17 protein-coding genes, 1 tRNA gene and 1 riboswitch are annotated in these 18,443 nt (G+C 46.2%); of the genes, 14 read left to right on the forward strand and 4 right to left on the reverse strand.

All coding sequences use genetic code 11. From position 1 onward, the window contains the following. Positions 1–3 precede the first annotated feature (3 nt). A complete protein-coding gene (locus DCO17_RS05575) occupies positions 4–369 on the reverse strand; it encodes a c-type cytochrome (protein ID WP_254598714.1) in 366 nt (121 codons plus the stop codon). A gap of 185 nt (positions 370–554) precedes the next feature. Between DCO17_RS05575 and DCO17_RS05580 the strand changes: the two genes are divergently transcribed. Genes DCO17_RS05580 through DCO17_RS05590 form a run of 3 tightly spaced genes read left to right on the forward strand, consistent with a single transcriptional unit; the run spans position 555 to position 3,145 of the window. After that, the gene (locus tag DCO17_RS05580) at positions 555–1,436 is read left to right on the forward strand and encodes an AAA family ATPase (RefSeq protein ID WP_173955781.1); all 882 of its coding nucleotides are present in this window, start codon (positions 555–557) and stop codon (positions 1,434–1,436) included. Between the two features lie 28 nt (positions 1,437–1,464). Then, the gene (locus tag DCO17_RS05585; protein ID WP_173955782.1) at positions 1,465–2,640 is read left to right on the forward strand and encodes a vWA domain-containing protein; all 1,176 of its coding nucleotides are present in this window, start codon (positions 1,465–1,467) and stop codon (positions 2,638–2,640) included. Positions 2,641–2,689: 49 nt separating this feature from the next. After that, positions 2,690–3,145: a RidA family protein gene (locus DCO17_RS05590; RefSeq protein WP_173955783.1), complete on the forward strand. Its 456-nt coding sequence runs from the start codon at positions 2,690–2,692 to the stop codon at positions 3,143–3,145. A 9-nt stretch (positions 3,146–3,154) separates the two neighbouring features. On the opposite strand, the gene DCO17_RS05595 is transcribed toward DCO17_RS05590, so the two are convergent. Then, positions 3,155–3,796 (reverse strand): nucleotidyltransferase family protein, encoded by a 642-nt coding sequence (locus DCO17_RS05595; protein ID WP_173955784.1) that lies wholly within the window; start codon positions 3,794–3,796, stop codon positions 3,155–3,157. A gap of 41 nt (positions 3,797–3,837) precedes the next feature. Here DCO17_RS05595 and DCO17_RS05600 point away from each other — a divergent pair, with 41 nt between their 5' ends. After that, complete coding sequence (locus DCO17_RS05600; protein ID WP_173955785.1) at positions 3,838–4,797, forward strand: XdhC family protein; 960 nt, start codon at positions 3,838–3,840, stop codon at positions 4,795–4,797. A gap of 27 nt (positions 4,798–4,824) precedes the next feature. Here DCO17_RS05600 and parC read toward each other — a convergent pair whose 3' ends face one another. Further along, on the reverse strand, positions 4,825–7,119 hold the full coding sequence (gene parC / locus DCO17_RS05605; RefSeq protein ID WP_173956720.1) for a DNA topoisomerase IV subunit A: 2,295 nt from the start codon (positions 7,117–7,119) through the stop codon (positions 4,825–4,827). Positions 7,120–7,298: 179 nt separating this feature from the next. Beyond that, positions 7,299–9,287 (reverse strand): DNA topoisomerase IV subunit B, encoded by a 1,989-nt coding sequence (locus DCO17_RS05610; RefSeq protein WP_173955786.1) that lies wholly within the window; start codon positions 9,285–9,287, stop codon positions 7,299–7,301. Positions 9,288–9,364: 77 nt separating this feature from the next. Here DCO17_RS05610 and DCO17_RS05615 point away from each other — a divergent pair, with 77 nt between their 5' ends. The 10 genes from DCO17_RS05615 (at position 9,365) to thiE (ending at position 18,421) form a co-directional block, all read left to right on the forward strand. Continuing rightward, positions 9,365–10,585, forward strand: coding sequence for a CaiB/BaiF CoA transferase family protein (locus DCO17_RS05615; protein ID WP_173956721.1), 1,221 nt, complete (start codon positions 9,365–9,367; stop codon positions 10,583–10,585). Then, a complete protein-coding gene (locus tag DCO17_RS05620) occupies positions 10,585–11,814 on the forward strand; it encodes an MFS transporter (protein WP_173955787.1) in 1,230 nt (409 codons plus the stop codon). Before DCO17_RS05615 ends, DCO17_RS05620 begins: the two co-directional genes overlap by 1 nt. Further along, a complete protein-coding gene (locus tag DCO17_RS05625) occupies positions 11,807–11,959 on the forward strand; it encodes a hypothetical protein (RefSeq protein WP_173955788.1) in 153 nt (50 codons plus the stop codon). Before DCO17_RS05620 ends, DCO17_RS05625 begins: the two co-directional genes overlap by 8 nt. Positions 11,960–12,033: 74 nt before the next feature. Continuing rightward, positions 12,034–12,108 (forward strand) — tRNA-Arg (locus DCO17_RS05630). A gap of 226 nt (positions 12,109–12,334) precedes the next feature. Then, positions 12,335–13,168, forward strand: a complete 834-nt coding sequence (locus tag DCO17_RS05635) for an NUDIX hydrolase (protein WP_173955789.1) — start codon at positions 12,335–12,337, stop codon at positions 13,166–13,168. Positions 13,169–13,242: 74 nt separating this feature from the next. Then, a riboswitch (TPP riboswitch) is annotated at positions 13,243–13,351 on the forward strand. 39 nt (positions 13,352–13,390) lie between these two features. Then, complete coding sequence (thiC, locus tag DCO17_RS05640) at positions 13,391–15,313, forward strand: phosphomethylpyrimidine synthase ThiC (protein ID WP_254598715.1); 1,923 nt, start codon at positions 13,391–13,393, stop codon at positions 15,311–15,313. 10 nt (positions 15,314–15,323) lie between these two features. Next, positions 15,324–16,463 carry an FAD-dependent oxidoreductase gene (locus DCO17_RS05645; RefSeq protein ID WP_173955790.1) on the forward strand — a complete coding sequence of 380 codons (1,140 nt, stop codon included), beginning with the start codon at positions 15,324–15,326 and terminating at the stop codon, positions 16,461–16,463. After that, on the forward strand, positions 16,454–16,651 hold the full coding sequence (gene thiS / locus DCO17_RS05650; protein WP_173955791.1) for a sulfur carrier protein ThiS: 198 nt from the start codon (positions 16,454–16,456) through the stop codon (positions 16,649–16,651). The genes DCO17_RS05645 and thiS overlap by 10 nt, the downstream gene beginning before the upstream one ends. A 6-nt stretch (positions 16,652–16,657) precedes the next feature. Then, positions 16,658–17,476, forward strand: a complete 819-nt coding sequence (locus DCO17_RS05655) for a thiazole synthase (protein ID WP_173955792.1) — start codon at positions 16,658–16,660, stop codon at positions 17,474–17,476. 18 nt (positions 17,477–17,494) lie between these two features. Then, entirely contained in the window at positions 17,495–18,421 is a 927-nt protein-coding gene (thiE, locus tag DCO17_RS05660) for a thiamine phosphate synthase (protein WP_173955793.1), read from the forward strand. The last annotated feature ends 22 nt before the right edge of the window (positions 18,422–18,443 follow it).

The raw sequence follows: 18,443 nt of genomic DNA on the forward strand, positions 1-18,443 counted from the left end.
CTATTACTTCAATGGGTTATTCGGTGAGCTGGCAGTTTGCGCAGCATAGTACTCGCCAATATCAGCCATGTCTTGGTCAGACAAGTTAGCTGCAATGGAGCGCATTGTTGGATGCTTTCTCTCGCCCTTCTTGTACTCAGATAAAGCGGTAGCAATATAAGCAGCGTTTTGACCGCCCAGCATTGGAACTCTGTATACCAATGGGTAGTCAGCACGATAGTCAGGAATTGAGTGGCAACCTATACAAAGCCATACCTTGCCGTTGCCAGCACTGGCGTTACCTTTAACTTCATCAGCTTGAGCCGCAAATCCAGCAAACGCCAGACCAGCACAGACGAGCAATTTAGAAAGAATTGAGAGTTTTTTCATAGAAATCAGTATTAATGAGTTTGATTTAAATCAACTGGGGAGAGTATAGCGGAGAGTAGGCTCTTTAACCCGCATTTGGGGCGTTCTTTTGCCCTTTCAGCATCAAAAATCAGTAGAAATACTGAAAATTGAACGCCATTTACCTATACTGGAACACCCTACAGAACAGATTTTGATTGGCCGAAATGACCTCAGCACACAAGAGTAGCAACCCTCAGTCCTCAAAGCGCTTTGATGGCAGCAAGCAATACGTGGCAACCGATGACCTGAAGTTGGCTGTAAATGCTGCAATAGCACTACAACGCCCTCTCCTCATTAAAGGGGAGCCGGGAACTGGCAAAACAATGTTGGCGGAAGAAGTGGCAGCAGCTCTCAATATGCCACTATTGCAATGGCACATTAAATCCACCACCAAGGCGCAACAAGGGCTTTACGAATACGACGCGGTTAGTCGTTTGCGTGACTCTCAGCTGGGCGATGAAAAAGTAAAAGATATTCGCAACTACATTGTGAAGGGTGTCTTATGGCAAGCCTTTGAAGCTGATCAGCCAACAGTTTTACTAATTGATGAAATTGATAAAGCGGATATTGAGTTTCCAAATGATCTCTTGCGAGAAATCGATCGTATGGAGTTCTACGTATATGAAACTCGTGAACTCATTAAAGCGAAGCACCGCCCTCTTGTCATCATCACCTCCAATAATGAAAAAGAATTGCCAGATGCTTTCTTACGTCGTTGCTTCTTTCATTACATCAGCTTTCCAGACGCCAATACGATGCAAAGCATCGTGGATGTCCACCACCCTAATATCAAGCAGGATCTCCTAGAAGCCGCCCTCAAAGCCTTCTATCAAATCCGCGCACTACCTGGACTAAAGAAGAAACCGTCCACCTCTGAGTTAATTGACTGGTTAAAGCTTTTGCTCGCGGAAGATATTCCTCCGGAGGCCCTGTACTCCCAAGACGAAAAAATTGTGGTGCCACCTCTGCATGGCGTCTTACTCAAGAATGAACAAGATATTCATCTTTTTGAGCGCCTGGTGATGATGAATCGCAATCATCGTTAACAGGTTCGTCAAAAACTAGAGTTAAGCAATGCTGATTTCGTTCTTTCTCAATTTGAAAGAGGCCAAAGTGCCTGTTTCCGTGAGAGAGTTTTTAACTTTATTAGAAGCGCTAAAGTCAGATGTGATTGCCCCATCTATTGATGAGTTCTACCAACTTTCACGCATGACACTTATCAAAGATGAACAATACTTTGATCGCTTTGATCAAGTTTTTGGCAACTACTTTAAGGGTGTGGAGCAAATCATTGCCCTATCACCTGATATTCCGGTCGACTGGCTAGAGAAAAAATTGCAGCGCGTTTTATCCGAAGAGGAAAAAGCGGCGTTACAGAAACTAGGCGGCCCTGAGGCGCTCAAAAAACGCCTTGAAGAACTACTCAAAGAACAAAAGGAATGGCATGGGGGTGGCAATAAATGGATTGGTGCTGGCGGCTCATCGCCTTTTGGTCATAGCGGCTACCACCCAGAAGGAATCCGTATTGGTGGTGAGAGCGCAGGCAATCGTACCGCCATCAAAGTTTGGGAGGCTCGTGAGTTTAAAGATTACGACAGCAACTTAGCCCTTGGCACTAGAAACATCAAAGTGGCGCTAAGGCGCTTACGTCGCTTTGCTCGCCAGGGTTCAGCACTAGAACTCGACCTTGATAAAACCATACGCTCAACCGCGGCCAACGCTGGCATGTTGGATATTCAAATGCGGCCAGAACGCCACAACCAGGTCAAAGTATTGTTACTCATGGATGTTGGTGGATCCATGGATGATCATATTCAGCGTATTGGTGAATTATTTTCCGCAGCAAAGGCGGAGTTTAAACATCTAGAGCATTATTACTTTCATAACTGCGTATATGAGAATCTCTGGCAAAGCAATCGACGCCGTAGAGACCAAGTGACAGCCACTCAGGACATTATTAATAAATACGGACCTGACTACAAACTGATTTTTGTGGGCGATGCCACTATGTCTCCTTATGAGATCCTGAGCCCAAACGGATCAGTTGAATACAACAACAAAGAAGCTGGCGCAGTTTGGATTAATCGCCTCTTAGGTCACTTTCCACATTTTGCTTGGCTCAATCCTGAACCTGAATCCATCTGGGAATATCGTCAATCTATCGACATCATGAAAAATCTCATGAAAGATCGCATGTACCCAGTTACCTTAAATGGCTTAGAAGCAGCAATGCGTCAGCTATCCAAATAAATTACCAGTAAGATTTTGTTTAATTCAATTAACACCAACAGAGAAAACCATGAGTACTATCAATGATCGATTAAAAACCCTTGGGATTGATTTGCCTCCACCGGGGCCACCAGCAGCAGCATATGTAATGGCCGCCACTTCCGGTAATACAGTATTTCTATCGGGGCATATCGCCAAACGTGATGGCAAACCGTGGGTTGGAAAACTCGGCAAAGACATGGATACAGAAACAGGCAAAGCAGCTGCGAGATCGATTGCGATTGACCTTATTTCTACCCTACAAAATCATCTTGGCTCACTCGACAAGGTTAAGCGCATCGTGAAAGTAATGGGTCTAGTGAACTCTACCAATGAATATACTGAACAACACCTGGTTGTAAACGGTTGCTCTGAATTGCTCTTTGAGGTTTTTGGTGATGCTGGCAAACATGCTCGTAGCGCATTTGGGGTTGCGCAAATTCCACTGGGAGCCTGTGTTGAGATTGAGTTGATCGCCGAGATCTAAGCTAGACAACTAATCTCGCGTAATACCTAGCCTCTGGATGTCTGCGTCTGTATCGACATCCAGAACATATGCGTCATTATCAGAATTAAATATTTTGACTCGATTTGGATTCTTATCCGTAAACGATCTACAAACCATTCCTGGAATTTGCAGCATCTCCTCTACCGCCTTCCTAGAAAATAGCACTGGATTGCCGCGCTGACCACTCACGATCGGCATCACTACGTCTTGATTGGGCTCACGATCTACAAACTGATTCAGTAAGGCAATCAACTCATCTTCACCAATCTGGGGTTGATCACTTAAGCACATTGCCACTACATCAAATTCATTTTTCAAGGATTCAAGAGCAAGTCTTACAGATGAAGCTTGGCCAGTAGACGCATTTTGGTTATGCATGATGGTGATGGATAGATCCATCAACTTAGCCAATCTATTAAGCTCCTGCTCTATTGGTGTCGCATGAAATCCGGTAATAACAACAAACTCAACTGGATGAAGGCCTTTAACGGTAGTACAAAACCTCTCCAACAAAGTTTTGCCGTCCTTTTGCAAAAGTGCCTTTGGAACAGAGCCCATACGGCTCCCCTCGCCGGCAGCCAATAAGACAATCGCCAGACGCAGATTAGAAGGTTTACGCAATGAAGTCATTAGGGTGATAATAAATAAGAACTCATAAACAAAGATACCGCATGAATAGCACCGATCTAAGCGTACTCAAATCCGCAGTGAACTGGCTTCAAGCAGGTCATTCTGTCGCAATAGCCACAGTTGTTCAGACCTGGGGATCGGCCCCACGACCTGTTGGTTCTTGGCTGGCCATCCGCAGCGATGGGCAAGTTGCCGGCTCAGTATCTGGCGGTTGCGTTGAAGATGATCTGATTAGCCGCGTACAAACTGAAATTTTGACCCGCGATACCCCTGAAATGGTGGTGTATGGAGTTAGTCAAGAAGAAGCGTCACGTTTTGGCCTACCTTGTGGCGGCACGCTTCGTCTATTAGTAGAGCCTAAACCTGAGCTTACGATTTTGGAGCAATTATTAGCAAGCATTAGCTCCCATCAAATCACCAAACGGTCAGTAAATATTGCAACTGGCGAATCTACTTTAGAGCCAGGCACGCGTAATGATGAATTTGCTTGTAACGATAAAGAGATGCGCACCACTTATGGACCGCGTTGGCGCATGGTCATTATTGGTGCCGGTCAGCTCTCTCAATACACGGCAGATTTTGCTATTGCCTCTGACTTTGAAGTAATAGTGATTGATCCGCGAGAAGAATATGCCGAAGGCTTAAATCGCCCTGATATCACCTTTATTCAAGGTATGCCCGATGATGTCCTGCTTGAGATTGGCGTGGATCCTCACACTGCCGTAGTAGCGCTGACCCATGACCCTAAACTTGATGACATGGCATTGATGGAGGCCCTCAAGTCTTCCGCGTTCTATGTAGGTGCCTTAGGTAGCAAAAAGAATACCCAGAAGCGCAAAGAGCGCTTGCTTGAGTTTGATGTCAGCAAAGAAGAAGTTGAAAAGCTATATGGGCCTGTAGGCCTGTCGATTGGAGCCCTTACTCCACCAGAGATTGCCGTTTCTATTCTGGCGGAAGTGATTGCCGTCAAATATGGAGCGAGGTTACCTAAAAAAGAGTAATTTTTTAGGTAGTTCGTTTGGTTAACTTTAGTTTGCTTTCAGCTTGCCGTCTTTCAGGCGCGGCTCAACAAAGTGTCCTTTACGAGCACGGTTGCCAGCAAAAGACTTCAGAGTTTTCGCATCCAAACTTAACTCAGTAGGCTTGCCTGCACGTCCCGCGCCAGAATAAGTTGCTCCATTTGGCCCCACTGCGATTGCAGATGACATGAACTCTTTGTCATCAAGACCCATCAGGATTACTCCCTTGCCACCAGTAGGCAAGCGCTTTAATTCATCCAATGGAAACACTAGCAACTTCGAGGCGGCTGATAAACAAGCAACCTGCTTCATGCCCACCTCAACCTTAGCGGCACCAAGTGGCGCATCGCCAGCTACTTTAGCGTCAATACTAATAAATGATTTGCCTGCCTTATTGCGCGTACTCATATCAGCCACATTGGCCAAGAATCCATAACCTGCTTTTGTGGATAACAAGACCAAGTCATCAGGTTGGCCAGCGTAATACGCAACCATCTGAGAACCGGCGGCCAGATTTACGAAACTGGTTAATGGTGAGCCGTCGCCACGAGCGCCGGGCAATTCGCTGACCGGCACCGTATATACCCGTCCATCGCTACCAAAGCCTTGAATCACATCTACAGTACGCACTTCAAAAGTCTCGTAGAGAGCGTCACCAGCCTTGAAACTGAACTGTGTTGCGTCATGCTCATGACCTTGGCGAACGCGCACCCAACCTTTTTGTGAAACGATGACAGTAACTGGCTCATCAATCACCTTAGTCTCGGCAACAGCACGCTTATCTTCCTGAATCAACGTACGACGATCATCGCCGAAGTCCTTGATATCAGCTTCGATTTCTTTAATGATGCGTTTACGTAAAACAGTGTCGCTTTGCAGCAATCCTTCTAAGTCATCACGCTCTGATTTGAGCTCTTTGAGTTCTTGCTCAATCTTGATGCCTTCTAAGCGAGCCAATTGACGCAAACGGATATCCAAAATATCTTCCGCTTGACGATCAGTAAGCTTGAATTCTTTGATTAAGTCGGCTTTAGGCTCATCGCTATTGCGAATGATCTTAATAACCTTATCAATATTCAGAAGAACAATTAAGCGCCCTTCCAAGATATGCATCCGGTCTTTTACTTTGCCGAGACGGAACTGGGTTCGGCGAGTCACTGTAACGACTCTGAACTCAATCCACTCAGAAATAATTTCTTTTAAGCCTTTTTGGCGTGGACGACCGTCGTTGCCAATCATCACCAAGTTCATTGGCGCATTGGATTCAAGCGAGGTGTGCGCCAACAAGAGGTTAACGAACTCATTTACATCGATGTTTTTGCTCTTAGGCTCAAACACCAAACGAACTGGAGCATCTTTACTAGATTCATCACGAACACCATCTAAAACATTCAAGATGGTGGACTTCAGATTGTTCTGCTCAGGAGTTAAGGTCTTTTTACCAACCTTCACTTTTGGATTGGTAATCTCTTCAATCTCTTGCAATACACGTTGTGAAGATGTTGATGGTGGCAATTCGTTGACCACAATTTGCCACTGGCCACGAGCTAACTCCTCGATAGACCAACGAGCACGTACTTTAAGGCTGCCGCGACCTGTTTCATAAATCTGCGCAATCTCCGCAGACGAAGAAATAATTTGACCGCCACCTGGATAGTCTGGACCAGGCATGATCTCCAACAATTCGGTAGTAGATAGCTTGGGGGACTTCATCAAGGCAATCGCGGCTGAAGCTACCTCACGCAAATTGTGGGACGGAATCTCGGTTGCCATACCTACTGCAATACCAGATGCGCCGTTGAGCAATACGAATGGTAAACGGGCTGGTAATAATTTTGGCTCTTGGAATGAACCGTCATAGTTGGGCGCAAAATCAACCGTACCTTCGTCGATTTCACTTAATAGTAAGCCGGCAATCTTGGTTAAACGCGCTTCGGTATAACGCATCGCCGCAGCACCATCACCATCACGAGAACCGAAGTTACCCTGACCATCAATTAATGGATAGCGCAGAGAAAAACTTTGTGCCAAACGCACTAATGCGTCATAAGCAGATTGGTCACCATGTGGGTGGAACTTACCCAATACATCACCAACAACGCGTGCACTCTTGACAGGCTTAGCATCAGCACGAAGACCCATCTCGTTCATTGAAAACAAGATGCGTCGCTGAACAGGTTTTTGACCGTCTGCGACTTCTGGTAATGCACGCCCTTTTACAACGCTAATGGCGTAATCTAGATAAGCTCGTTCGGCATAAACAGCTAGCGTCAAACTATCCTTGTTATCCTCATTTAAATCCATCGTTTTTGGATCATGTGGATCTTTAGGCCCGTTAGAATTGCCGCTAGATGATGTTGCAGCTACGTTGGATTTTTGTGGCGCTTCATCAACCTCAACAATATCCATCTCTTCAATAGCATTTGAAAATAAATCGGCCTGCTCAGCGGCTTTATTGTTACCTGGTGTTTTCTTAGTAGCCATTAAATATCCGCCTCAACTTCATTGCCGCGCTCTTCAAGCCAATCGCGACGCGCACCAGACTCTGATTTACCCATCAACATATCCATGGTTTTAAATGTTTCGTCTTCCGTCCAGGAACCTAGAGTTACTGGCAGTAAACGACGTGTATCGGGATTCAATGTGGTATCCCATAATTGCTCGGCACTCATCTCGCCCAATCCTTTAAAGCGAGAGATTTGCCATGCTGTTTCCTTAACCCCTTCTTTACGCAATTTATCTTCAATTGCTTGAAGTTCGTTGGCATCTAAGGCATAAATTTTTTGCGCCGGCTTCTTACCTCTTGCAGGTGCATCAACCCTAAACAATGGCGGTCTAGAAATGTGCACATGACCTAAATCGATTAACTTGGGGAAGTGCTTATAAAACAATGTCAGTAGCAATACCTGAATATGCGCGCCATCTACGTCCGCATCAGACAAGATGCAAATCTTCCCATAACGTAGATTGGATAGATCAGGATCATCATTAGGGCCATGAGGATCTACTCCAATAGCAACTGCGATATCGTGGACTTCATTATTAGCAAATAAACGATCGCGCTCTGCTTCCCAAGTATTTAATACCTTGCCGCGCAAAGGCAAGATCGCCTGATATTCCTTATTGCGACCCATCTTGGCAGAACCGCCCGCAGAATCACCCTCTACCAGGAAGATTTCATTTTGAGCAATATCCTCACTCTCGCAATCCGTTAGCTTGCCAGGCAAAACCGCTACGCCAGAGGACTTTTTCTTCTCTACCTTTTGGCCTGCACGAGTACGAGCTTGAGCTTGCTTAATAACCAGGTCTGCTAGTTTGCGACCATAGTCAACATGCTGGTTTAGCCAAAGCTCTAGTGCGGATTTAGCATAGCCTGAAACCAAGCGGACCGCATCACGAGAATTTAGACGCTCTTTAATCTGACCTTGAAATTGTGGATCTAATACTTTGGCAGACAAAATAAATGAGGCGCGTGCAAATACATCCTCAGGCATCAGCTTCACGCCCTTCGGTTGCAATGCATGCATTTCAATAAAACCTTTTACCGCATTGAACAATCCTTCGCGCAGGCCACTTTCATGAGTACCTCCTGCAGGCGTGGGAATTAAGTTCACATAACTCTCGCGCACTGGTGCGCCATCTTCGGTCCAGCAGACCACCCAAGCAGCGCCCTCACCTTCGGCGAAAGAATCATCATCGCCAGCGCCTGTCGCATATTGCTCGCCTTCAAATGGTGGAATAACCTCAGGTCCATGACCGGCTTGAGCCATCGCTTCATTAAGATAGCCGCGCAAGCCTTGTGCGTATTGCCATGATTGGCTTTCACCTGACTTTTCTTGGATAAGGGTGACCTTAACACCAGGCAATAGGACTGCTTTGGATCTCAGTAAACGCACCAACTCAGCCATTGGTATCGCAGCGCTATCAAAGTATTTTCCATCGGGCCAAGCACGCACACGCGTACCGTGAGACTTGTCATCTTTTGAAGCGGGCTTGGATTTAAGTTTTTCAATCACTTTGCCATCAGCAAAAGTGAGAGTGGAAACTTGACCATCACGCCATACTGTGACTTCAAGGCGTTTTGATAATGCATTTGTTACAGAAACGCCAACACCATGCAAGCCACCTGAGAATGCATAGGCACCGCCTGTACCTTTTTCAAATTTACCGCCGGCATGCAACTGAGTAAATACGATTTCAACTACTGGTAATTTTTCAGTAGGATGCATTCCCACCGGAATTCCGCGACCATCATCCTCGACGCTCACACTGCCATCGGTGTGCATAGTCACAATAATTTGCTTGCCATAACCACCTAAGGCTTCATCAGAAGCGTTATCCAAAACCTCTTGAATGATGTGTAGGGGGTTATCGGTTCGGGTGTACATTCCAGGCCGCTGACGGACTGGCTCCAGTCCTTTGAGGACCTGAATCGACGATTCGCTGTATTCGGAAATTTTACGGGTAGCCATGCGCCAAAATTGTAGCCATGTCTGGGAAGGGGTCGGACTTTTCTGATATTCCCCTGCTATCCATGCCAAAATTAGGCATGGGAGCCTTAAGTCATATTCGCGTTTTAGACCTCAGCCGCGTGCTTGCAGGTCCTTGGTGCGCCCAGAATCTTGCTGATCTGGGTGCAGATGTCATCAAAGTGGAGCGTCCTGGGGCTGGGGACGACACTCGGCACTGGGGCCCTCCCTTTGCCAAAGACCCAAAAGGCCGAGATACAGAAGAATCTGCCTATTTTATTTGCATCAATCGCAACAAGCGTTCGATTACCGTTGATATCAGCAAACAAGAGGGCCAAGACATCATTCGTCAATTGGCCGCCGAATCAGATGTAGTGATTGAAAACTACAAAGTTGGCGATCTCGCGAAATACGGCTTAGATTATGAAAGTCTTGCAAAGATCAAGCCTGACTTGATCTATTGCTCTATTACTGGATTTGGGCAAACAGGTCCTTATGCTCATCGCCCTGGATATGACTTCATTATTCAAGGCATGGGTGGCTTTATGAGCGTGACTGGCGAAGCAGAAGATGTTGAAGGTGCTAGCCCACAAAAATCTGGTGTAGCGATTGCTGATATTTTTACTGGCATGTACGCCACTACTGCAATATTGGCTGCTGTAGTGCATCGCGACCAAACCGGCGAAGGTCAATACATTGATATGTCCTTGCTTGATACACAAGTTGCTGTCATGGCTAATGTCTCTAGCGCCTACCTTACATCTGGTGAGATCCCGCGTCGCTGGGGCAATGCCTCCCCCATTATTGTTCCTTATCAAACTTTTCCAACCTCGGATGGCTGGATGATTGTTGGCGCTGGCAATGATGGTCAGTTTCGCCACTTTGTGACCGCTGGTGGTGAAGCCCATTTAGCAGATAACCCCCTATATCTCACCAACCCTGATCGAGTTTTACGTCGCAAACAACTCGTACCCTTGCTTGAAGCAATGACACGCAAGAAAACAAAGGGGGAGTGGATTGCGCTTTTAGAAGCGGCAAATGTACCCTGCGGCCCCATCAATAATTTCAAAGAAGTCTTTGAAAACGAACAGGTCATTGCTAGAAAAGTACAGATTGATGTTCCGCACCCAACAGTTGGAAGTATGAAACTCGTAGCAAGTCCTATGAAGCTTTCTAAAACACCAGTAGAAGTTCGGATGGCGCCACCCACTCTTGGGCAACATACCAATGAAGTTTTACATGAGCGCCTTCAACTAGATGATGCTTCGATTGCTCAATTAAAAGAAAGGGGAATTATTTAATGAGCGCAAGTCCTAAAACATCACTAACCATGACTCAAGTCCTCATCTTCGGAGGATTTATGGTGACGATGTCTATGGGCATACGTCATGGCTTTGGCTTATTTAACCTGCCAATCACCATGGCCAATGGCTGGGGTCGAGAAACCTTTGCATTGACGATTGCACTGCAAAATCTGATCTGGGGCGCAGTTCAGCCGGTTACAGGCGCACTGGCTGATCGATTTGGCGCCTTCAAAATCATGGTTCTCGGTGGAGCACTTTACGCCTTAGGCTTAGTTGGCATGGCGATTTCGACAGATGCGCTTAATTTCACTATCGCAGGTGGATTATTAATTGGCCTCGCACAAACTGCTACCACCTACAGCGTGGTCTATGGCATCTTAGGTCGAAATGTCCCCGCAGATAAACGTGTTTGGGCAATGGGTATCGCTGCAGCTGCTGGATCCTTTGGACAATTCTTAATGATTCCTGCTGAGCAAGGTCTATTAAGCGCATTTGGTGCCCAAGACGCTCTACTGATATTGGCATTGATGGCTAGCTTAATGATTCCCACTGCTTTTTTATTGCGTGAGAAAAATTTTGCGCATCAAAATAGCCATGGCGAACAAACCATCAAAGAAGCGCTTAAAGAAGCAATTGGTAATCCTAGTTTTCGTTTGCTTACCTTAGGGTATTTTGTTTGTGGCTTTCAGGTGGTGTTTATTGCTGTTCACCTTGCCCCCTACCTTAAAGATCTCTCATCCATTTATCCAGCAGTTGGTGCACCTGCGGTGGCGACAACTGCCCTAGCCCTCATTGGCCTATTTAATATCTTTGGCACCTATAGCGCTGGCATCCTAGGGCAACGACTTCCTAAGCGTTATTTACTATCAAGTATTTATTTAGGCCGCTCGATTGCTATTGCCGGGTTCTTATTGTTACCGCTGAGCCCCATGACCACATATGTGTTTGCCGCAATTATGGGATTTTTGTGGCTATCTACCATTCCGCTAACCAATGGCATCGTGGCGCAGATTTTTGGGGTGAAGTACCTCACCATGCTTTCTGGTTTGGTATTTTTCTCGCACCAACTTGGCAGCTTCTGCGGGGCATTCTTAGGCGGCTATTTATTCGATCGCACTGGATCCTATGTCATCGTTTGGCAACTCGCAATTGGATTAGGAGTATTTGCGTTCTTGGTTAACCTGCCCGTTAAAGAGCGCGCTATTCATCGAGTTGCAAATGCATAAGACGTCAAATCGCAATGCCTCCTTTTGGAAAATCATTGCGTATGGTTTTGCAATCTTTATATTGTTGATGGTATTTTCTGCTTACTATGCCCCTGAAATGATGATGTCGATCACCAATCAAGTTTGGGCACTTTGTGGCTGGTAATAGCCAATGAAGATCACTTTTATCGGTTAGCATCTCAACTTCATTCCCTAGCATACTTTTTTACAAGCATGCATCTCGCCGTAGCACAATGGATAGTGCACATGCCTCCTAAGCGTGGGATACAGGTTCGATTCCTGTCGGCGGGACCACAAAATTGTCAGAACTTATCCACAGGCTATGTGGATAAATCCATAAAAGTTTTCGTAAGTCGAGGATTTGTATAGAGTGACCTAACTTGCTTAATTTGTGTGCAGAAGTTTCTTGTAGCAAAATTAAATATCTTTATTAAAGATATTGATAACTTCTAATATTATTTGTGGTAATACAGCCTTAAAAACCCACTTTATTTTGTGAAGCTCCCTTACACTAAGCCGCATGTCAGCCCTGTCCACCAGCACCATCGCAGCCCTTGAGGAGATGCTTCAAAATACCGCAAGACCAGTTCCTGCGGATTTCATGCCTATTTATTTTTCTCGGGACAATCAAGAAGGTCTACTGATTGGGCACCTCAATCCTGATTTCATTCCGCACCTGCAGGAATTATTTAAAAAACAATCCATACCTTTAGCTAGAATGTCACATGATCGCCTATCCATTCAATTGGGGCGACCAAAAGAATTATCAGCAACGCTAAGCCTCTTAGCGAATCACATGCGCCAAGGTGGTTTTATTCCTGGATGGCGTAATGAAGAATTTGCATGGGTTGATCAGAATGGCCACAAATACTTTCGCTTAGAGCGAGCTGCATTTCGTACATTTGGCTTTCGCAGCATGGCTACGCACATCAACGGTTACACAAAAGCTGACACTATTTGGTTGGGACGCAGAAGTGAAAACAAGCCAACAGATCCAGGCAAATTAGATAACCTCGCCGCCGGCGGAATTAGTGCAGATGAAACTCCCTGGGTCAATGCGCGTCGCGAGCTATGGGAGGAAGCTGGCGTTCCAGAACAAATTTCTGATGACATCGAGCCTATTGGAAGAATTCATATGCGTCGTATCGCTAATGAACGAGGCTTTCATGATGAACAACTGTTCATTTACGACCTAGAACTTCCTAAGCACTTTATTCCAACCAACCATGACGGTGAAGTTAGCGGCTTTATTGAGGTTTCTTACCCTGAAGCCGCTGCCCGTATTTTGGCCGATGAGTTCACCAGCGATGCCGCCTTTGTCACGGCAGACTTCATTTTGCGACGCAATAAGTAAGTCTGGCAGCCTCGATACAGGCAATTGACGCGCGTCATGAGCGCAGCCACCTTTTCGTGGTTAAATCTAGTCTAAGGATGAAACAGGGGTGCCCTTAAAAGCAGATTTTGCTCTGAGGCGCTGAGAGAGACCCTAAAACCCGATCCAGGTAATGCTGGCGTGGGGAGTTACATCAGACCGACACACCCGGTTTCGTCCATCTAAAACAGCAAGGAGATGGACATGAGCTCAGGCAATCAAAAATCAAACAAACATGAAATTCCGAGCCTCAAAAGCTTGGAACGTGACTTCGGTCAAAAATTTGCGTATCCCGCATCAACTAAAACCTACCTACAGGGATCACGTGCAGATATCAAAGCGCCGATACGCATGATTGAGCAATTGCCAACCCGTGCTGGTGAGCAACTGATTCCAAATCCCCCCGTTCCGGTTTATGACACTTCAGGCCCTTATAGCGATCCTGATATTGTGATCAATCTAGAAAAAGGTTTGCCAAGATTGCGTGATGCTTGGATTGCTGAGCGAAACGATACTGAGCAGTTATCTGGACCAAGCTCTGAGTACGGTGTAGCCCGCGCAAATGATGCCGCAACTCAAAGCTTGCGATTTGCACACATCAGTGCCCCACGCGTTGCTAAATCTGGACATAACGTTAGTCAGATGCATTACGCTCGCAAAGGGATCGTCACTCCCGAAATGGAATACGTTGCACTTCGTGAATCCATGGGTCTAGAGCAATTACGTAAAGATCCAGCCTATAAGCAATTACTCAAACAACACCCTGGTAAATCCTATGGGGCAAATCTCCCAGAGATGGTTACCGGTGAATTTGTGCGCTCGGAGATTGCTGCGGGTCGTGCGATTATTCCAGCAAACATCAATCACCCAGAATTAGAGCCAATGATTATTGGCAGAAATTTCCGCGTGAAGATCAATGGCAACCTCGGCAACTCAGCAGTCACTTCTTCCATTAATGAAGAAGTTGAGAAAATGGTTTGGTCTATTCGTTGGGGTGCAGACACCATCATGGATCTTTCTACTGGAAAACACATTCATGAAACGCGCGAATGGATTATTCGTAACTCACCAGTTCCTATTGGCACAGTTCCAATCTATCAAGCGCTAGATAAGACCGGTGGCATCGCTGAAGATCTCACCTGGGAAATGTTCCGTGACACCTTGGTTGAGCAAGCAGAACAAGGCGTTGACTATTTCACGATCCACGCTGGCGTATTGCTTCGCTATGTACCATTAACCGCAGATCGCATTACTGGCATCGTGTCACGTGGTGGCTCCATCATGGCTAAATGGTGCTTAGCCCATCACAAAGAGAACTTCCTCTACACCAAGTTCGACGAGATATGCGAAATCATGAAGGCTTACGATGTCTCCTTCAGTTTGGGTGATGGTTTGCGCCCTGGCTGCATTGCCGACTCAAACGATGCTGCGCAGTTTGGTGAACTCCATACCCTCGGTGAATTAACTGCCAAAGCTTGGAAGCATGATGTCCAAGTCATGATTGAAGGTCCTGGACACGTTCCAATGCAACGCATTGAAGAGAATATGACTGAAGAGCTCAAGCATTGCTTAGAGGCTCCTTTCTACACTCTTGGACCATTGATTACCGACATTGCCCCAGGCTATGACCACATCACCAGCGGCATTGGCGCTGCGCAAATTGGTTGGTATGGCACAGCGATGCTTTGCTATGTCACACCTAAAGAGCATCTAGGTCTCCCAGACAAAGAAGATGTGCGTGAAGGCATCATCACTTACAAGATTGCGGCCCATGGTGCGGATCTTGCAAAAGGCTTACCGGGCGCTCAAGTTCGCGATAACGCCCTTTCTAAGGCGCGCTTTGAGTTCCGCTGGGAAGACCAATTTAATTTAGGCCTAGACCCAGAACGTGCACGTGAATACCATGATGCAACTTTGCCGGCTGAAGGAGCAAAAATTGCACACTTCTGCTCAATGTGTGGCCCAAAGTTCTGCTCAATGAAAATTACGCAAGAAGTTCGAGATTACGCAGCAACACTCAACGCAGATGCCAAGGTGATTCCGATTGCGCAAGTCAATGATCCTAATAAGGGCATGGAAGAAATGTCTGCGGAGTTCCGTAAGCGCGGTAGTGAAATTTATCAGTAAGCATCTGTAAATGAGCGGCACTTCCTTCGCACATAAACACTTTGCCATTGTTGGCGCTGGCCTGATGGGTCGGCTGCTGGCATTCGCATTGGCAAAACGTGGGGCTAAGGTTGACTTATTTGACCGTGGCGATGCTAGCGCAAACAATTCTGCAGCAAGAGTGGCAGCCGCGATGCTAGCCCCTCTTGCAGAATCCGCAATTACGGAAGATTCGGTTATACAGATGGGTATCTATAGCCTTCCTCATTGGAAGACATTGATCGAAGAGCTCTCTTCGCCTGTATTTTTCCAGCAAGATGGCACATTAATCCTCTGGCATCGGCAAGATGCCGCTGATGCAGAACGCTTTACCAATCATCTGGATAAAAATTGTCTGCACAATAGTCAACTCAATCCGCCTAAGCGATTGAACGAACAGCAATTACGCAACCTTGAACCTGGCGTTGCCGATCGATTTACTCAAGGCCTATACCTTCCTAATGAGGGTCAATTGGATAACCGACAGCTGTTAGATGCCTTACTGGTTGAGCTAAACATATTTGGCGTGCAATGCCATTGGAATACCGAAGTCAATCCAGATACATTACGAAATGACTCTGCATATCAATGCGTCATTGATTGTCGCGGTAATGGGGCAAAAGATGCCTGGTCTTCCAATGAAAATACTCTGCGCGGCGTGCGTGGTGAGGTTATCCGCTTGCATGCCCCAGAAGTGAAGCTAAGTAGGCCTACTCGCCTAATACATCCTCGCTACCCTATCTATATTGCCCCTAAAGAAGATGATGTATATGTGGTTGGTGCTACGGAAATTGAATCCGAAGACTTATCACAGATGAGCGTTCGCTCAGCCATGGAATTACTTAGCGCCGTGTACACAGTACACAGTGGATTTGCGGAAGCTCGTATCCTAGAGATGGCAACCCAATGCCGCCCAACTCTCAAAAACAATCTTCCTGAAATATTGATTAATAGAGAAAAAGGGCTATCTAATTTGATGATGATCAATGGCCTCTATCGTCATGGCTTCATGATTTCTCCTGCGGTGCTAGATGCAACCATGGAAATACTAGAGAACGGTCAAAGCAATACTGCATTGGAGCTAGGTTTACGCATTAGCAATATCAGCCATGAGGCAAGTGTATGCGCATAATCGTCAACCAAGTGGAATACGATCTGCCTTCGCACAGCATGATTGCAGATGCTCTCAAGCTTATTAATGCAAAGCCCCCTTTTGCAGTCGCAGTGAACTTGAATTTTGTGCCCAAATCTCAATACGCACTACATGCATTGAATGAAAACGATCAAATTGAAGTGATTGCCCCAGTTACTGGAGGCTAAATATCTATGACAGCACCATTACCCAACCAACTCAATAGTGCCGATGCCCTAGTCTTATATGGCGAGAGCTTCGCTAGTCGCCTGCTACTGGGTACCTCACGCTATCCATCGCCATTGGTTCTTGAAAACGCAGTAAAAGCCGCCAATCCTGCGATGATTACGGTTAGCTTGCGCCGCCAAGGCACTAGCACTACAGAAGCGCATAGTGGGTTTTGGGAATTACTTAAGAAGATGGCGGTTCCAGTATTACCAAATACTGCTGGTTGTCATAGTCCTCAAGAGGTCATCACAACCGCCCAGATGGCACGAGAAGTTTTTGAAACCAACTGGATTAAGTTGGAGCTCATCGGTGATGACTACACTTTGCAACCAGATACTTTGCGTTTAGTACAAACTGCTGAGACCTTAATTAAAGACGGCTTCAAGGTATTGCCTTACTGCACTGAAGACCTAATTCTGTGCCAACGCCTTGTAGATGCTGGATGTCAAGCGATCATGCCTTGGGCCGCTCCTATTGGTACAGGACAAGGCCCACTAAACCCCTTCGCAATGAAGCTCTTGCGCGATCGAATCAAAGTTCCCCTCATAGTTGATGCTGGCCTTGGTTTGCCATCGCACGCATGCACGGTAATGGAGTGGGGATTTGATGCTGTTCTACTGAATACGGCAGTGGCACTTTCTGAAGATCCGGTAGCGATGGCAAAAGCCTTTGCTATGGCCACAGACGCTGGGCGCAGCGCCTACCTATCTGGTGCTATGAAACCACAAACATCCGCACAGGCCAGCACCCCTCTTGTTGGCACACCCTTTTGGCATCAAAGCTAAAAGATTAAGGGAATTGATATGAGCCTAGTAAGAGATCTCGCCGATCAAATCATTTCAGCGCATCGCAACGATGATTTATGTCTGCCGATTCCACAATATTCAATCAGCTCACCGCCACCCAGAATTGATAATGAATTTGCCACAGATCATTACGAACTTGCTGGAGCGCTTGCGGCAATTGAAATGGGCTTTATTGAATCTGATGCGCGAACCATTGGTAAAGCTTGGTCACGCATGACGATCCAAGATGGTGGATTTAACCCATTTAAATGGCCTAGCAGACCAGAGCACTTTGATCTACTGCCATGGACTCGCAATATGAATCCCAAGGCATTTAAAGAATGCCCTAAACGTTTAGGCCTCTATGGCGTAATGCCAGATGCCGATTGGGTAAAGCGCATGGTGGAAGCAGAAATACCTACTGTTCAATTGCGTTTTAAATCTGAAGATCGATTCAAAATCAGAAAGCAGATTAAGGAAGCGGTTAAAGCTACTGAGGGTAGTAAGACTTTGCTATTTATTAATGATTATTGGGAAGAAGCCATTGATGCAGAGGCTTATGGTGTTCACCTCGGACAAGAAGATATAGAAGGTGCTGATCTCGAGCAAATCAGAGCTGCTGGACTGAGATTGGGCCTTAGCACTCATGGCTATGCTGAAATGGTTTATGCCGATCGCTTTTGTCCAAGCTATATCGCCATGGGTGCAGTCTTTCCAACGAATCTCAAGAAAATGCCTACCGCACCTCAAGGATTAGGAAGGCTATATCAATATGCAAAACTAATGAGCCATTACCCTTTAGTGGCGATTGGCGGCATCGATCAAGACAGCATTCATGCGGTTGCTAAGAGTGGCGTTGGATCTATTGCAGTGGTGCGCGCTATTACACAAGCAAAAGACCCCAAGGCAGCAGTAAAGCATTTGCAAGATTTGATGCGCGCCTAATCTATCAGCGATTACGCTACTG

This window comes from Polynucleobacter tropicus (assembly GCF_013307225.1).
GTDB lineage: Bacteria > Pseudomonadota > Gammaproteobacteria > Burkholderiales > Burkholderiaceae > Polynucleobacter > Polynucleobacter tropicus.

Excerpts from the sequence above, each read along its gene's own strand:
- DCO17_RS05575 (WP_254598714.1), bottom strand. The coding sequence starts at position 369 with ATGAAAAAACTCTCAATTCTTTCTAAATTGCTCGTCTGTGCTGGTCTG.
- DCO17_RS05580 (WP_173955781.1), top strand. The coding sequence starts at position 555 with ATGACCTCAGCACACAAGAGTAGCAACCCTCAGTCCTCAAAGCGCTTT.
- DCO17_RS05585 (WP_173955782.1), top strand. The coding sequence starts at position 1,465 with ATGCTGATTTCGTTCTTTCTCAATTTGAAAGAGGCCAAAGTGCCTGTT.
- DCO17_RS05590 (WP_173955783.1), top strand. The coding sequence starts at position 2,690 with ATGAGTACTATCAATGATCGATTAAAAACCCTTGGGATTGATTTGCCT.
- DCO17_RS05595 (WP_173955784.1), bottom strand. The coding sequence starts at position 3,796 with ATGACTTCATTGCGTAAACCTTCTAATCTGCGTCTGGCGATTGTCTTA.
- DCO17_RS05600 (WP_173955785.1), top strand. The coding sequence starts at position 3,838 with ATGAATAGCACCGATCTAAGCGTACTCAAATCCGCAGTGAACTGGCTT.
- parC (WP_173956720.1), bottom strand. The coding sequence starts at position 7,119 with ATGGATTTAAATGAGGATAACAAGGATAGTTTGACGCTAGCTGTTTAT.
- DCO17_RS05610 (WP_173955786.1), bottom strand. The coding sequence starts at position 9,287 with ATGGCTACCCGTAAAATTTCCGAATACAGCGAATCGTCGATTCAGGTC.
- DCO17_RS05615 (WP_173956721.1), top strand. The coding sequence starts at position 9,365 with ATGGGAGCCTTAAGTCATATTCGCGTTTTAGACCTCAGCCGCGTGCTT.
- DCO17_RS05620 (WP_173955787.1), top strand. The coding sequence starts at position 10,585 with ATGAGCGCAAGTCCTAAAACATCACTAACCATGACTCAAGTCCTCATC.
- DCO17_RS05625 (WP_173955788.1), top strand. The coding sequence starts at position 11,807 with ATGCATAAGACGTCAAATCGCAATGCCTCCTTTTGGAAAATCATTGCG.
- DCO17_RS05635 (WP_173955789.1), top strand. The coding sequence starts at position 12,335 with ATGTCAGCCCTGTCCACCAGCACCATCGCAGCCCTTGAGGAGATGCTT.
- thiC (WP_254598715.1), top strand. The coding sequence starts at position 13,391 with ATGAGCTCAGGCAATCAAAAATCAAACAAACATGAAATTCCGAGCCTC.
- DCO17_RS05645 (WP_173955790.1), top strand. The coding sequence starts at position 15,324 with ATGAGCGGCACTTCCTTCGCACATAAACACTTTGCCATTGTTGGCGCT.
- thiS (WP_173955791.1), top strand. The coding sequence starts at position 16,454 with ATGCGCATAATCGTCAACCAAGTGGAATACGATCTGCCTTCGCACAGC.
- DCO17_RS05655 (WP_173955792.1), top strand. The coding sequence starts at position 16,658 with ATGACAGCACCATTACCCAACCAACTCAATAGTGCCGATGCCCTAGTC.
- thiE (WP_173955793.1), top strand. The coding sequence starts at position 17,495 with ATGAGCCTAGTAAGAGATCTCGCCGATCAAATCATTTCAGCGCATCGC.